The organism is Bradyrhizobium sp. AZCC 2176 (genome assembly GCF_036924645.1).
Lineage (GTDB): Bacteria > Pseudomonadota > Alphaproteobacteria > Rhizobiales > Xanthobacteraceae > Bradyrhizobium.
This window is the reverse complement of record NZ_JAZHRX010000001.1, coordinates 1536195-1560085: the sequence shown is the minus strand read 5'-3', so window position 1 is coordinate 1560085 and position 23891 is coordinate 1536195. Positions and strand designations below refer to the sequence as shown.

Below are 23891 nucleotides of genomic sequence, written 5' to 3'. Positions count from 1 at the left end.
GTAAACACCACCGGAGCGCCGCCAGGTTGCACCAGGCTGAGGGGCCTATAAAGCTTAGAGGCCACGCGGTGAGTCCTGCTTGCGTGGGGGCGCAGTTGAGCCCGGGTCACGCTTGGCGTTTTTGAGGATCGTCAAGTTTGGTCCACAACAGGAGTTTGAAAACGGTGGCCTTTACGGCGTGGAATGAGACGGGCGGGAAGAAGAAACACGTGAGGCCTAGCAAACAACAACTAACAGGATCGCCAAAAAGGGCGTCACTGCCGTTAGGCCAGCCCCAGCTCTACAAGCCGGCTCGCGCTTGATGGCGCCGAAAGACTCCACGATGATGGCGCGGCTCGGCTGTTGGGTGTGCGCGGGCGAGCGAAGTGCGGACGTCTCCTCGGGAGCTCTCTGACCTTTTGATCACTGGCGACTTTGTTGGTTTCGACGCAATTTTATAATAGGTGACAATATGGCTCGCCCAATATGAGTTTCCCGCAAGCTGGCTTTAACCAGGTCGACGGCTGGCGACGGGAGCGGCGGCATCAGCTCGTTGCGAGTGATAAGAGCACCATCTCCAAGATCTACATCGCATTCATCAGCTTTCCTCACTCGATCTCGCCAGGAAGCTGCTTCAAACGCGGCCGTCTTGAGATATTGGTCCGACCAATCCGGCCGCATGAATTTTGGCACCGCAAGGGATCGATTGGCCTCATGTTTGAACAGTGCCGGTTGCCTCTGGCGTAACGCAAGTCGGCTGGCTATTTGCGCTGGGGATCGGTACGGAAAGTGCTTGAGCCGAATCCGGGAAGGAAACGTCCGGCCGCGGTTGTCGGGCCAAACCAGGCCGGCCCAAAGGAGGTCGTTCCGATGGCGGACAAATCGGGGCTCGCTCCAGTTGTTTTGATAGAACCTGAGCCTTTCGCGAACTGGTCGCGCGAGCCATTCCGACGGGCTCTGTTCATAGCTCCGAAGATCAATGTCAGTGAAATAGAAGTTAAATGAAGCGGAGAGCACAAGGCCGTATTTGTCGGGAACGCCCGCAAGAAAGCGCGCAGGGTCATCAATATATATTTCGTCAGAGTCGAGTCTGCACCACCAGTCTCCAGGAGACGCTACGCTCCTATAGGATTCGAATATTTCCCCGAGCAGCTCGTCGGTGAAAGTGCGGTCATCGTGGCCGACGATCTCGATCTTCGAATTGCTTCTCGCAACGTCTTGTACCGTCTCCCACGTTCCATCGACGCTGCCATTGTCAAACACGAATATTCTGTCGCTCCAGCCTAGAGCATCCTCCAGCGTCTCCCCAACAATGTCATCCTCGTCCCGAACGCAACAAATGCTGAGTATCTTCATGACGCCATTTCACTTGTTTGTGGCGAGCTCGAGGTAGAACGGATCGCCGGTAACCTCCCCCACTAGGCTCCGACTTGCCGCGGCTCGGGGCTCGCGAGTGAGAAACCGAACAACAGTCGGTAACGCCAAAGCATTGCTCCGAGAAACGTGATCAGGATCGCGCCACCAGCACCGTAAAGTCCCGCTAACGGCAGGAGTAATATCTGGGCAATGGCCAATACACCTACCGATACTACGTTGGTCAGAGCCATGATGCGATCGCGGTTTGCAGTAAACAGGCCCATCGCCGCAAAATCCGCCAAGCAGCGGACGGCCATTCCGGCAACTATCAACCAGAACGCTGGCAAATGGTCAGCAAGTGCGGGCTGACCCAGCCAGGGCGAGCAAATTTGGAAAGCAAAACCAACCGCAATGCTGAGCGCCGCGGTGGTCAAGGCCGTTGTCTGCATAAAACGCCAGGCGAGCTGACAGTGCGCGGACAACCCTCCGACCCTATGAGCGTGGATGAGGTGAGGGCGCTGCTGCTGCTGGACGACCAATGCGAGGAAGTTGCCCGCCGCGCTCGCCACAGTCCAGAAAAGAAAGTAAATGCCAGCGGCTTTTATCCCTAGAAACAATGTTACAAGGTAGCGATCGAGGTACTGGCTCGCAAAAAAGCTTACGTCGCTGACGCAAAGATGAAAGGATTGCCGGGCAGTCGTTGTAATCATGGACAGCTTGAATGGGAGGGTAAGGGATGCCCTCCACGGCCACGACCAGCTCATGCAGACGAAAAGCACAAACGAGAGCACCCCTCCCACCAGCCAGAAACCGAATAGGTGCTGAAGCGTTCTGAGGTTTGGCTCCCAGATGGCGAGCGGGACATAAACGAGAATCCATGCCGCGCCGCGAAGGAAGGCGTTCGTATTCGCCGAAAGGTGGTGCTTTATGCTGGAGAGAAGATAGAAAACATCGTTGCCGACATGCTCAAACCACATGACGGCGACGATAAGGATCCATAGAGCGGGGGTTTCGAACAAAATCGTGAGCAAAACAGAAAGCGTCAGCAGGATGATGTAAGTCGTCGCTACGAAGGTCCAATAGTGGCGCAAGCTATAGGTCAACTCAGCGGTGGAGGCAGTGACCGCATCGCGCATCAGCAGGTGGTTCATCCCGAGATTGACCGCCACCGGCAGAATTGCGATCGCGCCGGTGGCGAGCCCGTATACGCCCAGTGATGATAAATCGAGATAGCGTGCAATGAAGATGGCAAGGGCAAACCTTGAACCCATTACGCTGGCCCGCATGGCCATGGTCATCAAAAGGACGAGGAGCTTGCTAACCGAAGCGGGCGTCGACGAATCAGAGTGAGCGAAGCGCATGCATGTTCCAATCTCGTCGTGCGATTACGCCTCCGAACCGTCCACCCTGTTCAGTTAGTGACAGATTGAAGATGAACTCGTATGAGCCGAAGACCATGCAATCGCTCCCGCAACTGAAGCTATACGGATACGGCTTGCGGGCGAGTTGATGGTTATCAATAAGAGCAAGGGTCAGAAGCGGAACGGATGCTGGCGCAGCTGGGCGGCGAGCGTTTGCGGAACAAGATGACCGCCATGAAGCGCAGGACCGCCGTACTGACGCCGCACAGGTCGAGGCGGAACTAGTATCAGACGTTCAACCGCGCCCCAAGTCCGCCGCCGTTGAGCAATCCGGCCTCTCAAAGCTACGGGCGTACTTCGTCGTAGATCAAATACAAACTGCGCATGCGAACCGGTCCCGTTCCGACAGTTCGGTACCGCTGGGCATGAACGTCACACAGGCCCTGACTTCGGGTCGCCACAGCCATCGGCGAGGTCGACGCCTACCCGGTAATCTGCCGGGCGGCCCGCAGAAGCGGGCCGGTAATCAGCTCGGTGGCGACGCGCTGAAATCCGTCTAGAAGGATCATGCGCCGCCGCTGACCACGCTGTTCAGCCGGCACGAAATTGAATATGAACTCGTAAGATCAACCATGCAATCGCAGCTCTACGCATGCGCCCCGTGCGGGGGCGGTACGCCCGCAGGGGCGATGCGTCGTCAGGCTATGCGCTCCGATATACTATACCTGAACTGGCGCAGCCGCGCGGCGAGCGGGTGCGGACAAAAGGCAACGGCGGTAGAGCGCAAGATGGCCTTCAAATTGGCACTGTGCAAGTCGTGGCGGAACCGCCACAGGACGTTCAACAGCACCTGAACCTCACCGCCGCCCCTGCGAAAGTCGGACAAGACGATAAGCCCTCGGCGCGCGAAATGGCGCTGGGCCTCGATCTGGATCGCCTTGCGCTGCTGCGGGTCAGTGACGTGGATCTCCGCCGCGTGCGCGATGAGGTCGCGCACCTTCCGTCCATCGTGCAGAAGCTGTTCGACGCCCGATCGTGCCGTCGCGGAATCGTGGTGACATGTGTACGTCGCGCAGGCCTCGTTGACTAAGCCCGACTTGCCGAGCAACAGCAGCGGCGCCCAGGCGGCGACATCGGCGGTGTTCCCCGGGTTGAGCGGGAGACCGCCGTGCGCGCGCAAGAGTTCGGTCCGCATCAAGACGCTGCACATCGTCACCGTGATCTGATCGGTCAAGTAGTCCATCAGGATCTCGGTGCCGTCCCAGATGCCGGTGTCGTGGAATCGGCTGGCGTGCGCTGGCTTCGTTCGTCCGAGCGAGGCTGCATGAATGTTGCTGAGCGCAATGACGGTCGAAAGTTGCGGCTGCTGCCTGATGAGGTGAGCGCATCGCCTGAGCATCTCTGGCGCGATCCTGTCGTCGTCGGACAGAAAGACGATGTAGTCGCCTTTCGCATTCGCAAGGCAAGCGTTCCAGTTCGGGATCATGCCGATATTCGCGTCCTGATTGATGACGCGCAATCTGGCGTCGCTGAATCGGCTCAGGACGTTTCTGGTATCGTCCGGCGAGGCGTTGTTCGACACGACGACTTCAAAATGCCGATAGGTTTGCGAGAGCGCTGCAGCGACGCACCCCTTCAAGAGCGCCGCCCGGTTAAACGTCGGAATGGCGATCGTGATGAACGGATAGGAGGGGTCGGCCCGGGCTGAATCGGTCATTGCATCACCCATGGGTCAGGGAATGCCGCACGCAATGCAACATTAATCCCCGCCGGCGCCAAATGATCGGCAGATTACCAGTGAGTATGTGATCGTAGCTAGACCTGCTGACTTGCACGACCATTCTCCATTCCACTGTCAATCCTCCGAGGTGCGAAGTCTGGATGACGGACAGCGTCATTCAAGGCGCCACGTGTGCAAGTAATGCGAACTTCGCGCGCGCCCGAGTTGACGGTTGTCAACTTCCCCTCTCGCCGCTCCCAATCGCGAGGTTAAACTTCGGTAGTCTGCCGCCAATTCCCGGTCTTCACGGAAGATCTCAACCCAAAAAGAGTCGCACAGATACCAGATTCGTGGAGAACGGCACCGCTCGCTTCTGCTGCCCCTGCTGTGGTTGGCGCGGTGGGTTTATGCGAACTCGGCCAAACTGAGGTTCTCCAGCGTCACGCTCATTTGGCTGATTTTCTGGTCAAGACCGCCGCAGGTCTCGCCGGCATTGGCTCCGTTCGAGCCTTTCGGTTCCGTTACTTGTACATGCCGAAACGGCGAGCTTACTCCTGCCGTTCTTTTGGCAGTCGGGAACGCGAGCGCAATGAAGAGCGGCAAGCCGATTTGTCCACGGTTGAAGATCAAGGGCTCGACACGTCGGGCCACTGGGCTTGGAGTTGACGGTTATCAAGTCGGTTTTTCGCGGCTTCGCCTAGACCTTCCTCCGAAGCGTCGGCCAGCAGCAATCCGGGTCAACGCCAAACCAACAACGAACAGGCAGGAGAACCGGATGAAGGTAGTCATTCTTGCCGGAGGCTATGGAACGCGGCTTAGCGAACATACGTCTGTAGTCCCGAAGCCATTGGTTGAGATCGGCGGCCGGCCGATCCTCTGGCACATTATGCGGCTCTATTCACATCACGGTCTCAACGAATTCGTTATTTGCTGCGGTTACAAGGGCGCGATCATCAAAGACTACTTTCTTGATTACATGGCTCACCAAGGCGACTTTACGGTCGATCTCCAACGCAACCGGATTGAGACTCACCGAAACGGAGCCGAGCCTTGGAAGGTCACGCTGGTTGATACCGGCGAAAAGACGATGACCGGCGGAAGGATCAAGCGGGTTAGGGACTATCTTGGGAACTCGACGTTTTGCCTCACCTATGGCGACGGGGTGAGCGATGTTAACATCCGAGAGCTGATCAGTTTTCATCATCTGCAAGGCGCGCTTGCGACGGTCACAGCCGTCCAGCTACCAGGCCGCTTCGGCGCGATCAACCTGTCTTCCGATCGCCCGCGGGCCTCCCGCTTCCGCGAAAAGGATGCGCGGGACGGACAGGTGATCAATGGCGGCTTCTTCGTTGTGGAACCAGAGGCGCTCGATCTCATCGATGATGATAGCACGAGTTGGGAGAACGAGCCGCTCAATCGGTTGAGTGAGCGAGATCAATTGGCGGTCTATCGGCATCACGGTTACTGGCAGAACATGGACACGCTTCGGGACAAAACGGTCCTGCAGGAGCAGTGGGACAGCGGAAAGCCACCCTGGCGCGTATGGGACAACGAACCAGCGATCTCTCCGAAAGACAATTCCCATGCTCCCCAACCTCTGACGGCTGCTTAGGCCACGTACGAAGGAACACTCATGCGCGTTCTTTATACGGGAGCTGACGGTTATATCGGCGCAGTCCTGGGTCCCAAGTTGCTCGATCGTGGTCATGAGGCAACGGGCATCGATACCGGGCTCTATAGGCGCGGTTGGTTGTTTGATGATGGCCGTACCCGGCCAATGGTCATCTCCAAAGACGTCCGTCAAATATCGCAGCCGGAACTCGCGGGACTGGACGCGGTAGTTCATCTCGCCGAGCTTTCGAACGACCCCCTGGGAGAAAACGATCCCGAAATTACAATGGAAATCAATCATCGTGGGTCAGTCGAGTTTGCAAAAAAATGCAAAGCCGCCGGCGTTGCCCGGTTTGTGTACGCCTCGTCCTGCAGTATCTATGGAGCGGCCGGCTCCGAACTAAAATCCGAAACCTCTACGGTCGATCCGCAGACCGCCTATGCGCACTGCAAGGTGCTGGTCGAGCGCGAACTGACCTCAATGGCGGACACACGCTTCACGCCGGTCTTCCTACGCAACGCGACTGCGTTCGGAGCGTCGCCGCGGCAGCGCTTTGACCTTGTCCTCAACAATCTGGCGGGGTTTGCGTTTACGACGGGTATGGTTCGCGTGATGAGCGACGGGTCACCATGCCGTCCACTGGTCCACGTCGACGACATTTGCCAGGCGATCCTGTGCGCGCTCGAAGCCCCGAGAGAGGCCGTATGCAGCGAAGCATTCAACGTCGGCACCGAAACACAAAACTACACTGTGCGCGAGATTGCGGAAATCGTCCGTAACACGTTTCCAGGCTGCGCGGTTACATATGGCCCAAGCGGTCCGGACAACCGCAGCTATCGGGTATCGTTCGCGAAGATCAAGGAGCGACTGCCGAAGTTCAAATGTCAGTGGAGCGCGGAGAGGGGAGCGTTGCAATTGAGGACGGTTTTCCAGCGGATTCAGCTCGATGAGGCGATGTTCAACTCCGCGCCGTTCACACGCTTGTCTGAATTGCGTCACCTCCGACATACGGAGCAGCTCGATCCACGACTTCTGTGGACGCCGATCGAGGAACAGCTTCCCGCCGCGGCAAACTATTGAGAGTTGAGGCTCGATCTTTGTGGCGTCGAGTGCGCGCGTCTGGTGCTGCTACGGAACGAGTCGGAGATGGCGAACGGTAGAACTCATCAGACTGCGATTGCTTGGATCCGGCGGTCTGCCTAACGAGCAATGGAAAGCGACGCATGCCCGTCTTGGTCACCAGGTGGTGCGGGCGACATCGGCAGTCACACAGTCCTCGAGTTGATTGAGGCCGGGAAACCGTTGTCCTGGATAATCTTTCCACGGGGTTTGAAGCCGCCGTGTCTCCCGTTGCCAAACGGGTTCCTGATACACCCACGCAAAAATCATCTGGTAAGGAATGAAAAGAGTCCACCGGTTCACGTTTGCGGATAAGTCTCAAAAAGATACGTTGCCGGGTTCGCAATATGTGGCCGGGGGTCGCAATATGCTGCCCCGGCAGCGCCCTGTATCAAGCTGGGGTCCAAATTCCAGTAATCTACTAGACTGCAATGCCAATGCCATGTGGATATGACACGGCCCGCGGGTTCACGCTACGGGGTCCCTATTCTTTAAGAAGGGCGCTTGTCTTCGAGCAGGAATTGATAGGCGTCAATTTCGCTCAACAATATGAGGCTATCAAATGGATGTGCCGAAGCCAGTTTGTTCCTCGGCACAGGCGCACAGCCCTTTACGGCCCCAGCCGGTCCCCGCTGGGGCCGGCTTTTCGCGCGCCACTGCTTCAGACAGTGACCTGGTTCGATCTAATGTCCGGTATCGAACAACGCGTCATGAGTCTTCGAGCAACGATTTCAGTGGTGCCTAGCTTTTGCTAAGTGACTGATATCCGAGAGGGGACTACTTCTCCGCCGATGAAGAAGGTGTCGAGCTTTGCCTATTTTTGGAGTTCCACCGGCAGGGTTGCTGCGTGAGTCGGATAGCGGACGTTTCAGCCGAGACGCGACCAGGGGCGGCGATAAATATCCTTGAGACGCGTCCAAAGAACTTGCATAATTAATTGTGGGACGGGGGGCACATTCGAGAGCGGGCATTTTCTACTTGAAGGATCGTAACTGTGTCTGTGATCCTGGTGATCGACGAGCACAGCGTTTACCGGAATGGTGTCCGGGAATTACTCGAGGCGAGAATTCAGCATACACAGGTGCTCGAGGCCACGGGACTCGAATTGTTGGCAGAGAGCCAGTACCCTGACCTGGTTCTGATCGACTCGGGATCCCTCAGCCATCACTTGCTTGATTTGCTGAAGGAAGCACACGAACTTTATCCGGGGACGCGCTTTGCGGTCATGTCGGCCTCGAACACGAGAGCTGACGTATTGAACTGTCTTTCCGTCGGCTTTCATGGCTTCATCTACAAGCTTCAGTCGGACGAAGGATTTCTCTCGGCGATCAAAGATTTGCTGTCCGGGCGAATATACGTTCCAGGGTGGATCGCCGATGGTGATGGTGACACACCTGAGATTCCCTCGTCAGTTAACCCGCGGATGCAAATGCCTCAGCTAACGCCTCGGCAAAAGGAGATTCTGCCGATGATCGCGCAAGGAATGTCTACCAAGGAAATTGCGGTTCAGTTGGGCATAGCCGAAGCGACAACTAAAAGTCACACAGCTGCGCTGCTGCGTGCCCTCGGTGCCCGAAACCGAACAGAAGCAGCTTTCATGGCTGCGAAATTGGTCGGATCGACGGTTCGCGCTGAGGTTCGAGTCAAGCAAAAAAAGCTCGTGAAGGATTTGAGCACGTCCAACAAGGGGTGGAGCTCGGTTTTTGACAGATCGCTGCGGCACGGCGCTCGATAAGCTACAGTCGTTGACTGGATTTCGCTTCGGCAGCTGAGCGGCAGAACAGAAGCTGGTATCGCCAAAATGGCATTGCTGAAGAGATGAAGGCGATCGCGGCGCCGGCGCGGCATGATCCGGCAAGAGCCGCAACGGTTAAGATGATCGAAGCGCGTGGTCCCAAAACCGCGATTGGGCACATCTCCGTTGCGCTCAAAATTTCAGCCAGAGATGCCCCGGAATGCCCAACCAGAGATCATCGACAGCATGAAGGCTGACCACACGCAATTTTTCCACCTTTTGGGTCTAAGCCAGATGGCCTAAGCAGGCACCGCCGAATGTCTAGTGCATGTAGTCGAATTTTCTTAAATATATCTATGTGCAACCTTCCGATGCGTATTGCGCAATGAGGGTTGGGCGAAATGAGTATTCAACCGATCGGTACTGGGCGCGCTACGCCATTTCCATACGGCTTGCGACGAGCAGAATGCGTCGAGCAACGTCGCCAATCCACAACATCGCTTATACCGCGTGGACGCGCGCTCTTTTGGGAGGGCGAGCATCAAGCTCAGAAAATCACAATCGTCGAGGGCGTTGTCCGGGCTGTTCGACTGCTCGAAAACGGTAACCGTCAGATTGTGGTGTTTTATTGGCCCGGCGACGTGGTCATGCCCACTCAATCATCATGTCAGCGGATAACGGCTGAAGCCGTAACCAATTGTCGGGTGCAGCGTACCCTCGCTTCCGGCATCTGCCAACAGGACGAACCCTGCGGCGCTCATCAGGTCCTTGCTGAGACATTGTCTCTTCTCGTTACCATGAGCCAGAAAACCAGCATGGCCCGCATTGCGAGCTTCCTCTTACGCATTCGAAGTCACTTGCCTGCGGACCCGACACGCCCGTTCGCGCTTACACTCCTGCTTCCGAGAGCCGATATCGCGGATCATCTGGGTACGTCGCTCGAAACCGTTTGCCGTACTCTGGCCGAGTTCAAGATGAAGGGGCTCATTGACTTGCCGAACCGCAAGACAATTCGATTCGTCAACTTGCCGGGGCTCTCGCGAATAGCCGGCGACTAGCCCGCGACAGCTATCTGTCCATTTAGCCATTCCCGCGGTCGAGAGGTGTCGAATGTCTCTAGCGCGCGATAACAGCATCCTGGCCGATCTCAGTCTTTCAAATACTCGCGACCAACCGGCCGTTCCCAGTTCCCTTAATGTCATGTCACCGCTCGTTGCGATCTTTGACCTGACCTGGATAGTACTGTTGGGAATTGCGGCAGGGGTCCTGTACGACGCCGCGGTCCGTGAGAGTCAGGGGGCGGTACAAAATTATGTCGGTTCGGGCATCGCTGTTGCCATACTCTATTCCGCATTTGGTCATGCGGCTCAACTCTATCGTGCGCCGAACCTCCTTCGAGTTAGATGGCAGGTTCGACGCTCCACGGTCACTTGGCTGATGACATTTGTATTTCTCGCGACCCTTGCATTCTTGCTGAAGACCGGAGCCGCATTCTCGCGTGGTGAGATGCTCGTGTTCTTTTCCAGCGGGGTTATTCTCACCGCGGTGATGCGCCTTGCCGTTGCGCATGTCTGTGCTCTGGTCATCTCGTCCGGAGTACTAAAGCCCAACCAGATAATCCTAGTCGGGTCGGTGGACCAGCTTACTGGCAATGAGGCGCTAACCGTCTTGGAAAAATATGGATACGTCGTAGAACATGCCTTTCCTCTACCGATCCAGGACGGGATCTGCGACCAAGAGACATTGAAGACCCGATTGCGGGAAATAATTCACTACGTCCGGGAAAAGAGCATCGACGAAATAATCGTAGCCATTCCGTGGAGTTCAGCGGATCTGATAAGCGAAGTTGAAAGCGGGCTACGAGTGCTTCCGGTTCCAGTCAAGCTTGTTCCGGATGCAATGACGTGCCGTATGCTAAATCGCCCGGTGCTCGAACTAGGTCCTACAAAGGCGGTACAACTTCAGCGCGCACCGCTCAGCGCGGCGCAGCGTAGTTTAAAGCAGGGCATGGACCGAATTCTTGCGGCCATGTCCTTGATTGCTCTGATGCCCTTCTTCGCGGTGATCTCTGCAGCGATACGGCTCGAGTCGTCGGGACCTGCGTTTTTTCTTCAGACTCGTGTTGGGTTCAACGGGCGGGCGTTCAGGATTTTCAAGTTCAGGACGATGTCTACGCTCGACAACGGCCCGGTCATTGCTCAGGCCACGAGGAACGACAGGCGCGTCACCCATCTTGGCAGGTTATTGCGGATGCTTAGCATTGATGAAGTCCCGCAACTGCTCAATGTCTTGCGGGGCGAGATGTCGTTGGTCGGTCCGCGGCCGCATGCTCTTGCCCATGACAATGAATATGATCTGCTTATTGCGACCTACGCTATTCGGCACAAGATGAAGCCCGGTATCACCGGTTGGGCGCAGGTCAATGGATTCCGAGGCGAGACGCCGGAATTAGGGATGATGAAACAGCGCGTTGAGAGCGACCTCTGGTATATCGAGTACTGGTCGCTGTGGCTCGATATCCGCATTTTGCTGCTAACTATCGTGCGGGTTTTGAAACCGAATAACGTCTATTGATGCGGCCGGATTGATCCGTTTGTTTCTATCGCGAGTGCGCTCGCTTGCGCCTGGTCCAGCCTTGGTCGACACGACTTACAAGGGCGCTGATCCCGGCGTTAAGAGAAGATAACTCTCGAAACTTTGCATAGCACAGAAAACGAGAGCTTCAGGCAGTTCCCGAGAAATGCGTGATTGTTCAACCTGCTCGGGTTGACAGGGAAGTCGAACTGGTTTGTATGGCGATGCTTCCCGGCGTGGCTGAGCAGGCGGCACATACCCATAGGACGAGATTATGGTGGCGTGGTCGGTGGACTAGCCAGAACAGCATATGCATGGGCGGTCGAACCGCCTTCCTGTGAAAGTAACCAGACTCCCGTGCCTTTTCAGGATTGGCAAGTATGCCCTGGTTGCAACACTTCTTTGCGATATGGATCTTGGCCCATATGCTTTGGGCTGCGGTGCTGCTGGAAAAGGAATGGCGGAGAATACGCTGCTTTGCAGACCCGGAGGACCGGGACCCGGCGACTGGCGTCGAAGCCCCACAGGTTACCACCCCACACTTTTAGCGATCCAGAATCCAACTTCGAGAATACTAGGTCGTCTGCGCGCGAAGCTTTGCCCGGCTCGCAGCGGAAGCCGGCGGCAGATACCGTGCACCTCGGACCGGTCCGATCGATGGGCCTCGGAATCCTTTCACGTCCTCGCGCCGTTATTGAGGAATCTCAGATTGGTGCAATTGAACAGCGGCTATGTTGCTAGCCCTTCGCTGGCTAGGACTCAGCCAATGTCGCACGCAGATGAACTGGGATCCAACTACCAGCACCCAATCGACGGCACGATCACAAAGGGCATCGGCAGGAAGAGCTTGGATTGGGCCGTTCTCGTGGTCACATTGGCCTTAGGCTGCACGCTAGCCTGGATCTCGCTCTTGGTGTGGGCGCTTGTGCGCGTGTTTCAGATTGTCCTCACGTAAACACGGGTAATACTCATGTTGGCGCGGCTCGCTAACTTGACGAATCTCAACTTGATGCCAGAGCCCTAGTTTAGGGATCGTCCTTGGAAAGGACTGCATGGTTAGTTCGGGGATGACGATGTGATCGTTAGACCGGGATCTCTCGCTACTTCGGACTCTGAGAAATGATATTCTCAGAGATCAAGCTTGCGGGTGCATATCTGGTTGACCTTGACCGTCGAGAAGATAACCGCGGGCACTTCGCTCGTGTGTTCTGCGCAGACGAGTTTTCCGAGCACGGATTGAAACCAACGGTCGCACAGGCAAGTGTCAGCTTCAACGCGAAGCGCGGAACATTGCGCGGCTTGCACTTCCAATATCCCCCCGCGGTGCAAACGAAGTACGTTCGCTGCACGAGCGGTGCTATCTTTGACGCGATAGTAGATCTGCGTCCGGAGTCGCCCAACTATCTGGAGCATTTTTCTGTCGTTCTGTCGGCAAAGAACGGTCGCGGACTATATATTCCGGAACGTTTCGCGCACGGTTTTATTACGCTCGAAGACGACACCGAGGTGAGTTACCTCATTGGCGAATCCCATACAACGAATGCCGAGGGGGGCCTGCGGTATGACGATCCGATGCTAGGAGTGGATTGGCCGCTTTCGGCGCGGGTTATCTCGCAACGCGACACCGCATGGAGATTGATTTCCCAGGTTGAAGACGAGTTAAGGATGCGCATGAGTCTTGAGGCTGTCACATACAATTAGTGCTAGGCGGTGCCCAGACCCGATCGAAGAGGGCGCTTACGGAGACTTATGGCAGGCGCCCTGGCCGTCATGCCAGATCACCTTCAACAGATCGCCGCGCCGGCCCCGGAAGGAGAACAGATGGCCGCTCAGCGGATCCCGTCGTAGTACCTCTTGCACCAGTAATGCCGGGCTCGCGAAGCCTTTCCCCCATATCGGTATGGCCCGTGGCAAGCCACACCCGCACCCCTGTCGGCAACGGGATCATCGGGCCCGTCCACTTGACAGCGAAGCCACCGCCGCCCTCTAAGTCGCGGGATCGACTGCGCCTGTGATCCGAAGCTGCATTCCGTTTGCAAACGCGATCTCGATCGTCCCACCAGTTCCAACATGAGCCGTCCAGGCCGGCAGCTCCGGCGTAACTGAGACTGCCGCAACTTGCACCTCGTCCTCCCGCCGCAATGCCGGTGCGGGCCCGAAGGCGCCTGTTCGCGCCCGCCGCCGCCGGTCAGCAAATGCGGATGCACATCATGCCGCCGCGCCACCTCGATGACGCTTGCCCCTGGCCCCAGGCTCTCCTCAACCATCCGACGCTTCTCGGCGTCGTCCGCCGCCGCTGTCGCTCCGGACCGGATAGAACCGCAACCTTGCTCACGTTTGTTCAGTCGCTGGCAAATCAATCCGCAAACTTCGCAGCCAAGGTAGCCGTCCGGAAGGCGGTCTTCACCGGAGGATTACCGTGTAAGACGCGAGCGACTTGACGGTCGTCAAGTGGCCGTACTCGCCGGAGCGTAAATCAGAGTCCTTGAAGCCTTCGCTGTACGAGCCTTCGCTGCACAACGGGAGCCACTTGATGTTGAATCACCAATTTCAGCTCCGTTCACTTAATACTGCGGCAGTGAACGCCCAGTACGACCGACATAGTAGCTGCCGGTTTTGCGGCTCGGAACTGCAGCACGTTTTCCTTGATCTCGGGCTGTCGCCGCTGGCGAACACTTATCTGAAGGAGGAAGACTTGCAGCATGAGGAGAAGCGGTTTCCGCTGCGGGTTTATGTCTGCAACGAGTGCCTCCTGGTTCAGCTGGAAGAATGGGAAAGTCCGGAGAATATTTTTGGAGACTATGCCTACTTCTCCTCATATAGCGAATCTTGGCTCCGTCATGCGAAAACATATGTTGGAAGAATGATGGAGCGGTTCGGCTTCGGCCCGGATAGTAAAGTGGTCGAAATCGCAAGCAATGATGGCTATCTGCTGCAGTTTTTCGTTGAGCGCGGAGTTCCTGTGCTCGGAATAGAACCTGCGCGAAACGTTGCTGAGGTAGCTCGGAGCAGAGGAATTCCTACCCGTGTGGATTTCTTCGGCGAGACCACCGCACGAAATTTGCGCAAAGAGGGTTTACGCGCCGATCTCCTGATTGGGAACAACGTACTCGCCCATGTCCCCGATTTAAACGACTTCGTTACGGGGATGAAGATCGTGCTGGCCGAGCAGGGGATTATCACAATGGAATTTCCCCTTTTGATGAGTCTGTGCGCAGACTGTCAGATCGATACCATCTATCATGAACATTTTTCCTATTTCTCATTCTTAGCGGTGGAGAAGATTTTCGCTGCCCATGGACTGATGTTGTTTGACGTTGAGGAATTGCCGACGCACGGAGGATCGCTACGCATCTTTGCGCAGCACAGCAGCGGGGGCCGCCAGCCAATCTCGAAGCGTGTCGAGGAGCTTCGGAAGCGAGAGATAAAGGCTGGATACGCAGATCTTTCCGGATACCTTGCATTTGAAAAGCGCGCCGTGCAACTGCGAGAGAAGCTCATCGAGTTTCTGGTCACTGCCAAGCAGGCAGGAAAGCGCGTCGTTGGATATGGCGCGCCGGCCAAAGGGAATACGCTGCTGAACTATTGCGGCATTACCAGTGATCTCGTTGAATATACGGTAGACCGCAGTCCGCACAAACAAGGGCGATTTCTGCCGGGGACTCACATTCCGATCTATGAGCCGGAACGAATCAACGCTACAAAACCCGACTACATTCTCATCCTTCCGTGGAATCTCCAGGATGAGATCATCGGTCAGCTATCATTTGCTCGGACTTGGGGCGCGCAGTTCGTGGTGCCGATCCCGGAGGCCCGCATCGTTCAATGAACTGCTCACGGCCCATCAACGCAATCTGAGGGCGATAGTGCGATGCACGGCGCGATCGAGAACCTGACGTTGGAGGAGGAGGAGCCCGACTGGCGCCCAGTGTCCATGGATCTGTCTGCTGACGATGGCGGCGGATCGATGCACCGCTTCATATCAGAGCTCTACCCGATTTGTCGAAGTATTACCGGCGACGGGGTTCGAAAGACGCTCAATCGGATACTGGACCACATACCGCTCACCATCTGCGAAGTGCCCTCCGGCTTGCAGGTCTTTGATTGGACTGTTCCACCCGAATGGAACATTCGAGACGCGTACATTAAGAACAGCGCCGGCGAACGCATTGTCGATTTCCGGGCGTCCAATCTGCATGTCGTTGGCTACAGCGTTCCCGTTCACAAGCGTATCGGTCTTTCCGAACTCAGGGAACATCTGTTTTCTGATCCACAGCACCCGGATTGGATTCCGTATCGCACGTCATATTACGAGCCGGCATGGGGGTTTTGTCTGCCGCACCGGCAGCTGCTGGCATTGCCGGAAGACGAGTATGAGGTGTGTATCGAATCCACGCTCGAACCCGGTCACCTGACTTATGGTGAACTTGTCCTGCGTGGCCGATCGCCGGATGAGGTGCTTGTATCCTGCCACATATGCCACCCGTCGCTCTGCAACGATAATCTGTCTGGTATCGCTGTGGCTTGTGCGCTCGCACAGCACCTCAGTCGCATGAATCTGCGGTACTCGTACCGCTTCTTGTTTATCCCCGGCACCATCGGCTCAATTACGTGGGCCGCAATCCGTCGATCCCATTTGAACCACATCAAACACGGTTTCGTATTGACCTGCGTGGGTGATAAGGGCTCTCCGAGCTATAAGACGAGCCGACGCGGCGATGCTGAAATCGATCGAGCGTGGACGTATGTCTTGAAACAGAGCGGAAGCGCCTTCGATATTCTGCCGTTTTCGCCATTCGGTTACGATGAGCGGCAATACTGTTCTCCGGGACTTAATCTTCCGGTTGGATGTTTCATGCGTACCCCGCACGGCCAATTCCCAGAGTATCATACCTCTGCCGATGACCCTAATTTTGTGAACCCGGCTTCGTTAAGCGACTCCGTCACGAAGGCGCTGACGACGATCGACGTCATCGAGCAGAATCGCAAATACCTCAATCAGAAGCCGTTCTGCGAGCCGAAGCTGGGCGACTATGGTCTGTACAGTTCAATCGGAGGACGCTCGGCCGGCGACTTCCAAATGGCCGTTCTATGGCTGCTCAATATGTCTGATGGCACGAACTCCCTGCTTGATATTGCTGCGCGCTGCAATCTTCCTTGGAAAACAATCAAGGAAGCCGTACGGGCTTTAGGCGAGGCAGGTTTGCTCAAGCCGGTCGAGGAGTTGACCTAGGTCAACGCAAGTGGGGCGCGGAAACTTCCCGGCGGCCGCCGCCGCACGCGGTGCGACAGCGGGTGCTTCTCTGAGTGAGACCGGGGGCGCATCGCGCTGTGCTGTTCTCCGATCACACTCATCGTTCGCGCAAACTCTCCTGCTTGTAGCGAGCGAGCGGGGATAGCAGGTAACTGATGATACGACGGGAGCCGTTCTTGATTTCAACGGTTACGGCCATGCCCGGCGAGAGATTGACGCGCTTGTTCTCGATCTCCATCTGGCTGCGGTCGATTGAAATACGCGCGGCATAAACCAATTCCTGGCCTTTCGGCTCACTGCTGGTTGTTTCCGCACCTATGGCTTCGTTCCCTTTGTCCTGAGGCTTGTTGCGCGTAATGGCATCTTGGGAAACGCTGAGAACCTTGCCTTGCAGCAGGCCGTACCTGGTAAAGTTGAACGTATCGATCTTGATCGCCGCATCCTGGCCTGGCTCCACGAATCCGATATCGCGGTTCGAGACCATAGCTTCGATCTCAAGCCGGCTTTCGGTTGGAACGACGAGCATGAGCATCTGCGCCGGCGTCACGACGCCGCCTATGGTATGGATCGCGAGCTGCTGAACCGTGCCATCGATGGGCGCCGTCAGCTTTTGCAGGCTGGTCCGCTGCTCGGCCTTGATGACATCCTGGGTCAGCCCAGCCGCCTTCTCCTCGGCCTTGGCCAGGCTTTCGAACAGGCCGCGCTCGTACTCGGCCACCGCCTTCGCCCGAGTTTCCATCAAGACAGAGATAGCAGCATCAGCTTCGCTGGATCGGCGTTGCTGGACAGAAATGTCCTGCTGCTGAGCAACATACTCCTGGTATTCGGTCAGGTATGTGAGCTTGGATCCCAATTCCTTCTGAAACAGCTGTTGGCGAATTTCGACGCGCTGTTGCAACGGCGCGAGAGTAGCCTTGATCTTCTCCATCGAGGCCTCGAACGTAGCGCGTTCAGCCTCCTTTTGCTTCACCTGCTGGTCGATAGCGGCCAGTTTGGCATTTTGCTCAGCGGTCTGGCTGACCAGGAAGCGGCGGTGCATCTCGATCTGGGTGGGGGTTGCGTCCGCGGGCGGTTTGAAGGCCGCTAGCGGGTCTTCGTTTCCGGCCAATGCCGCCTTCGTCCGGGCGGCGTCGAGTTGAGCCGCCACCAGGTCGCCTTTCAAATGGCTGAGCTCAGCCGCGGTTATCGTTGTATCGAGTTCGATCAGCACGTCGCCGCTCTTGACGGCTTGCCCGTCATGAACCTTGATCGAGCGCACGACCCCGGTTTCGAACGGCTGGATTGTCTTGGTGCGGCCGCTCGGAACAAGCTTGCCCGGGGCAATCGCGACGATATCGACGGTGCCCAGAGATGCCCAGGCGACCGCAACAGCGAAGACGGCAATGATGCTGAACGCTGTTGCGCGTCCAAGCGGGGAGGGCGGAGTCTCAACGATCTCGAGGGCGGCCGGCAGAAAGGCAAGTTCGTCGTGCCGCCGGCGCTCCTCTTCGGGCCTGATACGTGCGACTGCCCGCCCGAGCTTACGGGCATGATCGGCAAATATGATGATCCCGGCGCCGGCCATCGATGCGCTCGACGGCGTTTCCTTCTCTGCGTCAGGCTTGATGATATTCCGGCCACCTTCAAGGAGATTGCGCGAGATATCGTTCGCGCGTGTGAGTGAGGTCTTCCAAAGCTGTTGCAGTTGTCTGACTGCGGTCTCGCGGGACTGCTCGACCTGAGTAGCCAGGGCTCCGCGCTTCTTCACGGAGACAAGCCGGCCGTCCCATACCGCCTCGAACTGGCCCTGCGTCATGAGGGTTGGCCGCTCGGCATGCGGCGCCAGAACGATGGCGGTATCGCCCGTCACTTTTCCAAGCAACAAGAAGCTTCCGTTGCGAAGGACAGCGATTGCTGGCAGCGGACCGCCGGCCAGCCGCGTCCAAGCCAACTTCGAGCAGCGGGCCGTAAGACCGGCCGTCCTGGCGTAGCGGACCATCTCCTTGACGCCCACGGGAGAAACTATGTTCCGGCGGAGATGCTCGGATTCGACGCCAGCACCGATCAGACGAAGCAATAGATCCAGGATATATAAACCCGGATCCTCGATCGGAGCCTTAGCATTTGCTTCCATTGCTCTTAGCCTTCATGCATCGGGTGTGGACATGGCCCAAAGCGGGGTTTTGCAGCCGTTAGGAATACTGTTCCTGCAAGCCTCCCTGCAGGCGATGCAGCTTTGAGTATCGACCGCCGGCTTTCATTAGCTCCTGATGAGAGCCATCCTCGATCAGGCAACCGCGCTCGACGGTGATTACACGATCTGCAAGTCGAAGCGCCGAGAGACGGTGCGCGATGATGATCACGGTCCGTCCGCGCGCCATCTGCGCCATATTCTTTTGCACGATACTCTCGCTTTCATAATCGAGCGCACTCGTCGCCTCGTCGAAAATGAGTATGCGGGGATCCGCGATGAGCGCGCGAGCAATAGCGACGCGTTGACGTTGTCCGCCAGACAGGGTGCCACCACGCTCGCCGACGATGGTGTCGTAGCCCTCCGGAAGCTTGAGGATGAAATCGTGGGCTCCTGCGAGCTTGGCGGCGGCCATGATGTTTTCGGCCGGGATAGCAGGATCTACGAGGGCGATGTTGTCTCGGACCGAGCAATTGAACAGCGTGCTGTCCTGGAGAACGACGCCTATCTGACGGCGCAGACGGGCCGGATCGACCTGGGCTATATCGACTCCATCAACCAGCACGCGTCCGCTTTCGGGCAGGTAAAGGCGCTGCACAAGTTTGGCCAGCGTACTCTTGCCCGATCCGGAAGTGCCGACGATTCCGATCACTTGGCCGGCTGGTATCTCGAGATTGATGTCGTGCAGAATTCTCTGGCCATCGATGCGATAGCGGAAGCTGACGTTCTCGAACCTGATGTCGCCGCGGATCGCAGCGAGCGCCATCTTGCCGGGGTTGTAGACCGGCTCAGGCGCGGTATTGAGAATATCGCCGAGGCGGTCGACCGACAGGCGCGCCTGATGAAAATCCTGCCATGTTTGCGCTAGCCGTAGCACCGGAGTACTTACTCGGCCTGCCAGCAAATTGAAAGCGATGAGCTCGCCGACCGAGAGCTCGCCGCCGATGACGAGCTTCGCCCCGAAAAACAGGATCGCGGCGCTAGCCAGCTTGCTTACGAACTGAACGGTTTCGCTCGCGACATTTCCCAAGCTGGTGACCCGGAAGCTGGCAGCCACATAGCCGGCCAGTTGTTCCTCCCAGCGCCGCTGCATCTGCGGCTCAACCGCCATCGCCTTGAGCGTCTCGATCCCGGTTACGCTTTCGACCAGGAAAGCCTGATTTTCTGCGCCGCGTTTGAACTTCTCATCCAGGCGCCGCTGGAATAGCGGCGTCGCGGCTGTGGATATGCCGATATAGAACGGAAAGGAGGCGAGGACGATCCAGGTTAACAGCGGAGAATAGTAGAACAGTACTGCGATGAAGATGCTCGTAAAGAACAGGTCGATCACCAGGGTGAGACCCGAACTGGTCAGAAAATTGCGGATATTTTCCAGTTCGCGCACTCGGGCAACCGAGTCACCGACCCGTCTTGCCTGGAAGTATCCGATCGGCAACCCGAGCAGATGCCGAAACAGCCGTGCGCCGAGTTCAACGTCGATTCGATTGGTCGTATGGGAAAACAGATAGGTACGAAGGATGCCAAGGATCGTTTCGAACAAGGCGATCGCAACAAGACCGACCGCAAGAACCTCCAGGGTGCTCAAGCTGCGATGCACGAGCACCTTGTCAACAACGACCTGGAAAAACAGCGGCGAGACCAAGGCAAAGAGCTGAAGGAAGAACGAGGCAAGCAGGACTTCGCCGAGCATCCGCCTGTACTTATGAATCGCTCCAAGAAACCAGGTAATATCAAACCGGGACGACAGGTCAGTGAGGCTGGCCCGCTTCGTCATCATCAGAAGCCGGCCATCCCATACGGCTTCGAACTCGGCTTGCGCCATCTGGATCGGCTGCGGGCGACCTGGCTCAAGTACGATGAGCTTGTCCTCGGCGACCTTGCCGAGCAGCAAAAAGCCGCCATCCTTAAGGGTGGCCAGCGAAGGCATCGGTGTATTGGCAAGCCGAGTCCATGTTGTCGCAGAGACGCGGGCCTTCAACCCAAATGCCTTCGCGCAGCGGAGCATCTCGGGCAGGCCGATCGTGACGTTGCCAAACTGGTGACGAATCTGTTCGGGATCGACTCCCAAACCCTGAAACCGAAGCATCATCACCAGCGCGATGAGACCCGGATCAGCTGGTGACAAGTTCATACGTCGTGCGCATGCACGCCCCTTCCCCGACCAAAATGAATGTTGTTCGCCGAAACCCAACCCAAATGGAACCTGCCAAAGGGAGGATTTGCTTGGTGACGAGTTCCGAGGGTGTGCCCGCAACAGTGCACACTGATCCTCATCACCTCAAACTTGGTACTGTGATGATGCAGTCCGTTAATGACCGACCATTCAGTCCGAACAAGGCCAGACTTTGACGGAGCTTGCCTGTCAAGCGGTCTGCTTCAGTTGTTCAGGAAAGTCTTCAGCGGATAATGCTCGTCCGGCGTCAAACGCCCCTTGATCAATCGCGCTTTGTCTTTCTTTTCCAGGTAGGACTCGCGTTTCACGATAGGCGAGGGTCTCACGTCCGAATAATTGATGTAACTGTCGAAACAGATTTTTTTACCGAGCGATACCTTCAGCTTGTTCTTCAGGACCCACAGGAGCGGCCTGGCCTTGGGCATCTGAGGTACTATGTTCGACCGCATCGCAGTGCGAGCCGTCGTAACCATCCAGCAATTCTGATCGCAGGCTGCGACCTTCCGGCGAGTCCGTTGAGAGGTCTCGCTATTGATGATCTCGTCCCAAGATTGTCGAGCGAGATTCCCCATCGGCAGGTCAGACCGCACGTTGCAGGCCCAAACGTCCGACCATGGATCGATGAATGCGAAGTCCTTTCCCGCGCTGCAGGGGATCAGACGGTCGTGTCCGAGAATCTTCTCGATAAGACCGAGATTCAAATAGGCCCGAAACCAGTTCTTCGGCTTTGAGCTCCGCAGCATCGCTTCTATGAGTCCTTCCACCTTTCGGGCAACGACCTTGCGTTCGTAGAAGTAATTATCGTTCTTGTAGAACTGCCAGGCGTTGTGAAGCGTTGACGTTGCAAGTTCGTAACCCTCTTTTCGAGCAAACTCGTAGACACCGACGAGCTGGTCGACGTTCTCGTCCTGGATAACCATTGCAAAGCCAAGGTCAGTACCGCCAGCCTCTTTCAGCATGCGCAGTCCGGCGACCTTGGTTGCATAGCCGCCCTTTTCGCCGCGGATTGCGTCGTTTGTTGCCTGGTTGCCCTCCAGGGAAAAGCGAACCTTGATATTGGGATACTTCTTGATAATCGGAACGAGCCGTTCGGGATGCAGTCCATTGGAAGAGATCTCCATGACCCTGGCTTTTGGATGGAGAAGGTCGGCGATCTCGCCGAGGTCCTTGCGAAGGGTTGGTTCACCGCCGGACACGTTGAGGTTATCGAAGCCTCTCGGCAGCTTCGACAACGTCTCAAGGGAAATCTCTTCCTTCGGCTCGGTCGGATTCTTCCAGATGTAGCACATCTGGCATTTTGAGTTGCATCTGAAGGTTGAAATGACTGTGATGTCCATTTATGATCGAACCTTGCTGGATATTTTGCGGTTTGCAGTCAAACTTCGATAAAGCGAGAGCAGGGCGGCCCCATGCCTTTCGAGTGAATACTCCGTTTCTGCAATCCGTCGCGCCTGACGACCAAATTTCTTTCGCAGATCGGAATCTCTCAACAGCGTCCTGATGCAATTAGAGAGTTGCTGCGAGTCGTTGGGTTCGAAGAGCAAGCCGGTTTCGCCCTCTCTGACCAGTTCTGGTATTCCGCCTATGCGCGACGCTACAATCGGCTTTGCATGTGCCATCGCTTCGAGTATCGAAAGCGGACTGTTTTCGTGCCACTCGGAAGGCACGACGACGACAGACGCTTCCCTCAGTCTGGTCTCGAGGGCGTCTCCTGTCAGGTAGCCCGTGAATTCTGCCAATGGGAAACGCGTCTGAAGATCTTCCAGCAGCGGACCCGATCCTGCGACGACAAGCCGCCAAGCCGCATTGTCCGAGGCATGCGCCCGCAGCAGGGTCTCAACTCCTTTTTCCGGCGAAAGACGGCCGAGATAGAGAACAAACCGTTCGTCCTGCCCCGATACCTCAATGCGGGAGGTGTCGATGCCGTTCGGTATATGGATTACCTTGTCTTCGCCGAAGCGACGGACAACGGCATTTTGCATGAATCGGCTGGGGGCGATAAACATATCTACCCTTTGATAGCTGCGGGCAGCCGCGTGATAACGAGCCTCGGCCCAAAGCAGGGCGCTCCGTCCGATTGAACCATCGGCGCAGCGCTGCATGAGCAACGCTTCGAACCGGCCGTTGGAGCACTTCGTGCACAATCCACCCTTCCAGAGCTGGGTGTAAACCGGGCACACCGGCTTGTAGTCGTGAAGAGTGAGGACGACCGGGGTCTTTAGCCGCGAGGCCGCGTTGATAATGGAGGGCGTCAGCTGGTGGTAGATGTTATGGCAGTGCGTTATGTCCGGTCGTTCATCGCGAATTAGATTGGTAATCTGCTTCACCGCTTCTCGCGAATGAATGAGCGACAGCGCCGATTTGATTTGACCATTTCGCGAGTTCGACCGGTAACCCTTATGCGAGACGAAATAGGATTCGTACTTCGATCGAAAATTACGCGGATCTTGCATGGAGAACTCGACAACGTCGAGCTCGTACTTTCTCATCAGCTCCATTTCGTCGAACATAACGACCTCAGAGCCGCCGTTTAAAAAGAAGAACTTGTTGGCAAACAAGATTTTCAAGGGCGCTTGTTGAGGCCTATTACCTCGTCCTGGCGCGTCGCGCCCGGCTTGGTCGGACCTATCGGTACTCCATTCCAGACGGCGCCCGCGAAGACCGGATAATCCAGCCACTATGCCGACGCTGTGACCTATCGATGGTTCGCTCATCGGCTTATCCGATCGATGACTTCAGGAAGCATATCTTGGCTTGGCAAGTTGATATTGACGATCGTCAAGTCGCGCGGAGGTCCGTCGTACAAGATGCTGCACAGTTTCTGAGCCGGATAGCGAT

Annotated in this window: 18 protein-coding genes; 8 read left to right on the top strand and 10 right to left on the bottom strand. The window is 56.7% G+C overall.

The annotated features are described in order from the left end of the window. Positions 1–402 precede the first annotated feature (402 nt). From V1288_RS07030 to V1288_RS07015, 4 genes are all read right to left on the bottom strand, one after another. The gene (locus V1288_RS07030) at positions 403–1335 is read right to left on the bottom strand and encodes a glycosyltransferase family 2 protein (protein WP_334356369.1); all 933 of its coding nucleotides are present in this window, start codon (positions 1333–1335) and stop codon (positions 403–405) included. Positions 1336–1397: 62 nt separating this feature from the next. Further along, entirely contained in the window at positions 1398–2696 is a 1299-nt protein-coding gene (locus V1288_RS07025) for a lipopolysaccharide biosynthesis protein (protein ID WP_334356368.1), read from the bottom strand. Positions 2697–3393: 697 nt separating this feature from the next. After that, a complete protein-coding gene (locus V1288_RS07020; RefSeq protein ID WP_334356367.1) occupies positions 3394–4413 on the bottom strand; it encodes a glycosyltransferase family 2 protein in 1020 nt (339 codons plus the stop codon). A gap of 408 nt (positions 4414–4821) precedes the next feature. Then, on the bottom strand, positions 4822–5046 hold the full coding sequence (locus tag V1288_RS07015; protein ID WP_334356366.1) for a hypothetical protein: 225 nt from the start codon (positions 5044–5046) through the stop codon (positions 4822–4824). Between the two features lie 145 nt (positions 5047–5191). On the opposite strand from V1288_RS07015, the gene rfbF reads away from it, so the two are divergent. From rfbF to V1288_RS06985, 6 genes are all read left to right on the top strand, one after another. Then, positions 5192–6028, top strand: coding sequence for a glucose-1-phosphate cytidylyltransferase (rfbF, locus tag V1288_RS07010; protein ID WP_334356365.1), 837 nt, complete (start codon positions 5192–5194; stop codon positions 6026–6028). Positions 6029–6049: 21 nt separating this feature from the next. Further along, entirely contained in the window at positions 6050–7108 is a 1059-nt protein-coding gene (locus tag V1288_RS07005) for an NAD-dependent epimerase/dehydratase family protein (protein WP_334356364.1), read from the top strand. A 1033-nt stretch (positions 7109–8141) separates the two neighbouring features. After that, the gene (locus tag V1288_RS07000; protein ID WP_334356363.1) at positions 8142–8882 is read left to right on the top strand and encodes a response regulator transcription factor; all 741 of its coding nucleotides are present in this window, start codon (positions 8142–8144) and stop codon (positions 8880–8882) included. Positions 8883–9283: 401 nt separating this feature from the next. Further along, positions 9284–9940, top strand: coding sequence for a Crp/Fnr family transcriptional regulator (locus V1288_RS06995; RefSeq protein WP_334356362.1), 657 nt, complete (start codon positions 9284–9286; stop codon positions 9938–9940). A 52-nt stretch (positions 9941–9992) separates the two neighbouring features. After that, entirely contained in the window at positions 9993–11456 is a 1464-nt protein-coding gene (locus V1288_RS06990) for an undecaprenyl-phosphate glucose phosphotransferase (RefSeq protein WP_334356361.1), read from the top strand. A gap of 1119 nt (positions 11457–12575) precedes the next feature. Continuing rightward, on the top strand, positions 12576–13157 hold the full coding sequence (locus V1288_RS06985) for a dTDP-4-dehydrorhamnose 3,5-epimerase family protein (protein WP_334356360.1): 582 nt from the start codon (positions 12576–12578) through the stop codon (positions 13155–13157). Between the two features lie 36 nt (positions 13158–13193). Here V1288_RS06985 and tnpB read toward each other — a convergent pair whose 3' ends face one another. Together tnpB and V1288_RS34045 are read right to left on the bottom strand one after the other, a co-directional pair. After that, the gene (tnpB, locus tag V1288_RS34050; protein ID WP_442893918.1) at positions 13194–13316 is read right to left on the bottom strand and encodes an IS66 family insertion sequence element accessory protein TnpB; all 123 of its coding nucleotides are present in this window, start codon (positions 13314–13316) and stop codon (positions 13194–13196) included. After that, positions 13286–13816 (bottom strand): transposase, encoded by a 531-nt coding sequence (locus V1288_RS34045; protein ID WP_442893917.1) that lies wholly within the window; start codon positions 13814–13816, stop codon positions 13286–13288. Before V1288_RS34045 ends, tnpB begins: the two co-directional genes overlap by 31 nt. Before the next feature lie 173 nt (positions 13817–13989). On the opposite strand from V1288_RS34045, the gene V1288_RS06975 reads away from it, so the two are divergent. Both V1288_RS06975 and V1288_RS06970 read left to right on the top strand, forming a co-directional pair. Then, on the top strand, positions 13990–15285 hold the full coding sequence (locus tag V1288_RS06975; RefSeq protein WP_334356359.1) for a class I SAM-dependent methyltransferase: 1296 nt from the start codon (positions 13990–13992) through the stop codon (positions 15283–15285). A gap of 42 nt (positions 15286–15327) precedes the next feature. Continuing rightward, on the top strand, positions 15328–16689 hold the full coding sequence (locus V1288_RS06970; RefSeq protein ID WP_334356358.1) for a DUF4910 domain-containing protein: 1362 nt from the start codon (positions 15328–15330) through the stop codon (positions 16687–16689). A 118-nt stretch (positions 16690–16807) separates the two neighbouring features. Here V1288_RS06970 and V1288_RS06965 read toward each other — a convergent pair whose 3' ends face one another. The 4 genes from V1288_RS06965 to V1288_RS06950 form a co-directional block, all read right to left on the bottom strand. Then, positions 16808–18823, bottom strand: a complete 2016-nt coding sequence (locus V1288_RS06965) for an HlyD family type I secretion periplasmic adaptor subunit (RefSeq protein ID WP_334356357.1) — start codon at positions 18821–18823, stop codon at positions 16808–16810. Positions 18824–18881: 58 nt separating this feature from the next. Then, complete coding sequence (locus V1288_RS06960; protein WP_334356356.1) at positions 18882–21011, bottom strand: type I secretion system permease/ATPase; 2130 nt, start codon at positions 21009–21011, stop codon at positions 18882–18884. A gap of 245 nt (positions 21012–21256) precedes the next feature. Beyond that, positions 21257–22390 carry a radical SAM protein gene (locus V1288_RS06955; RefSeq protein ID WP_334356355.1) on the bottom strand — a complete coding sequence of 378 codons (1134 nt, stop codon included), beginning with the start codon at positions 22388–22390 and terminating at the stop codon, positions 21257–21259. Then, a complete protein-coding gene (locus tag V1288_RS06950; RefSeq protein ID WP_334356354.1) occupies positions 22391–23767 on the bottom strand; it encodes a glycosyltransferase family 4 protein in 1377 nt (458 codons plus the stop codon). Between the last annotated feature and the right edge of the window lie 124 nt (positions 23768–23891).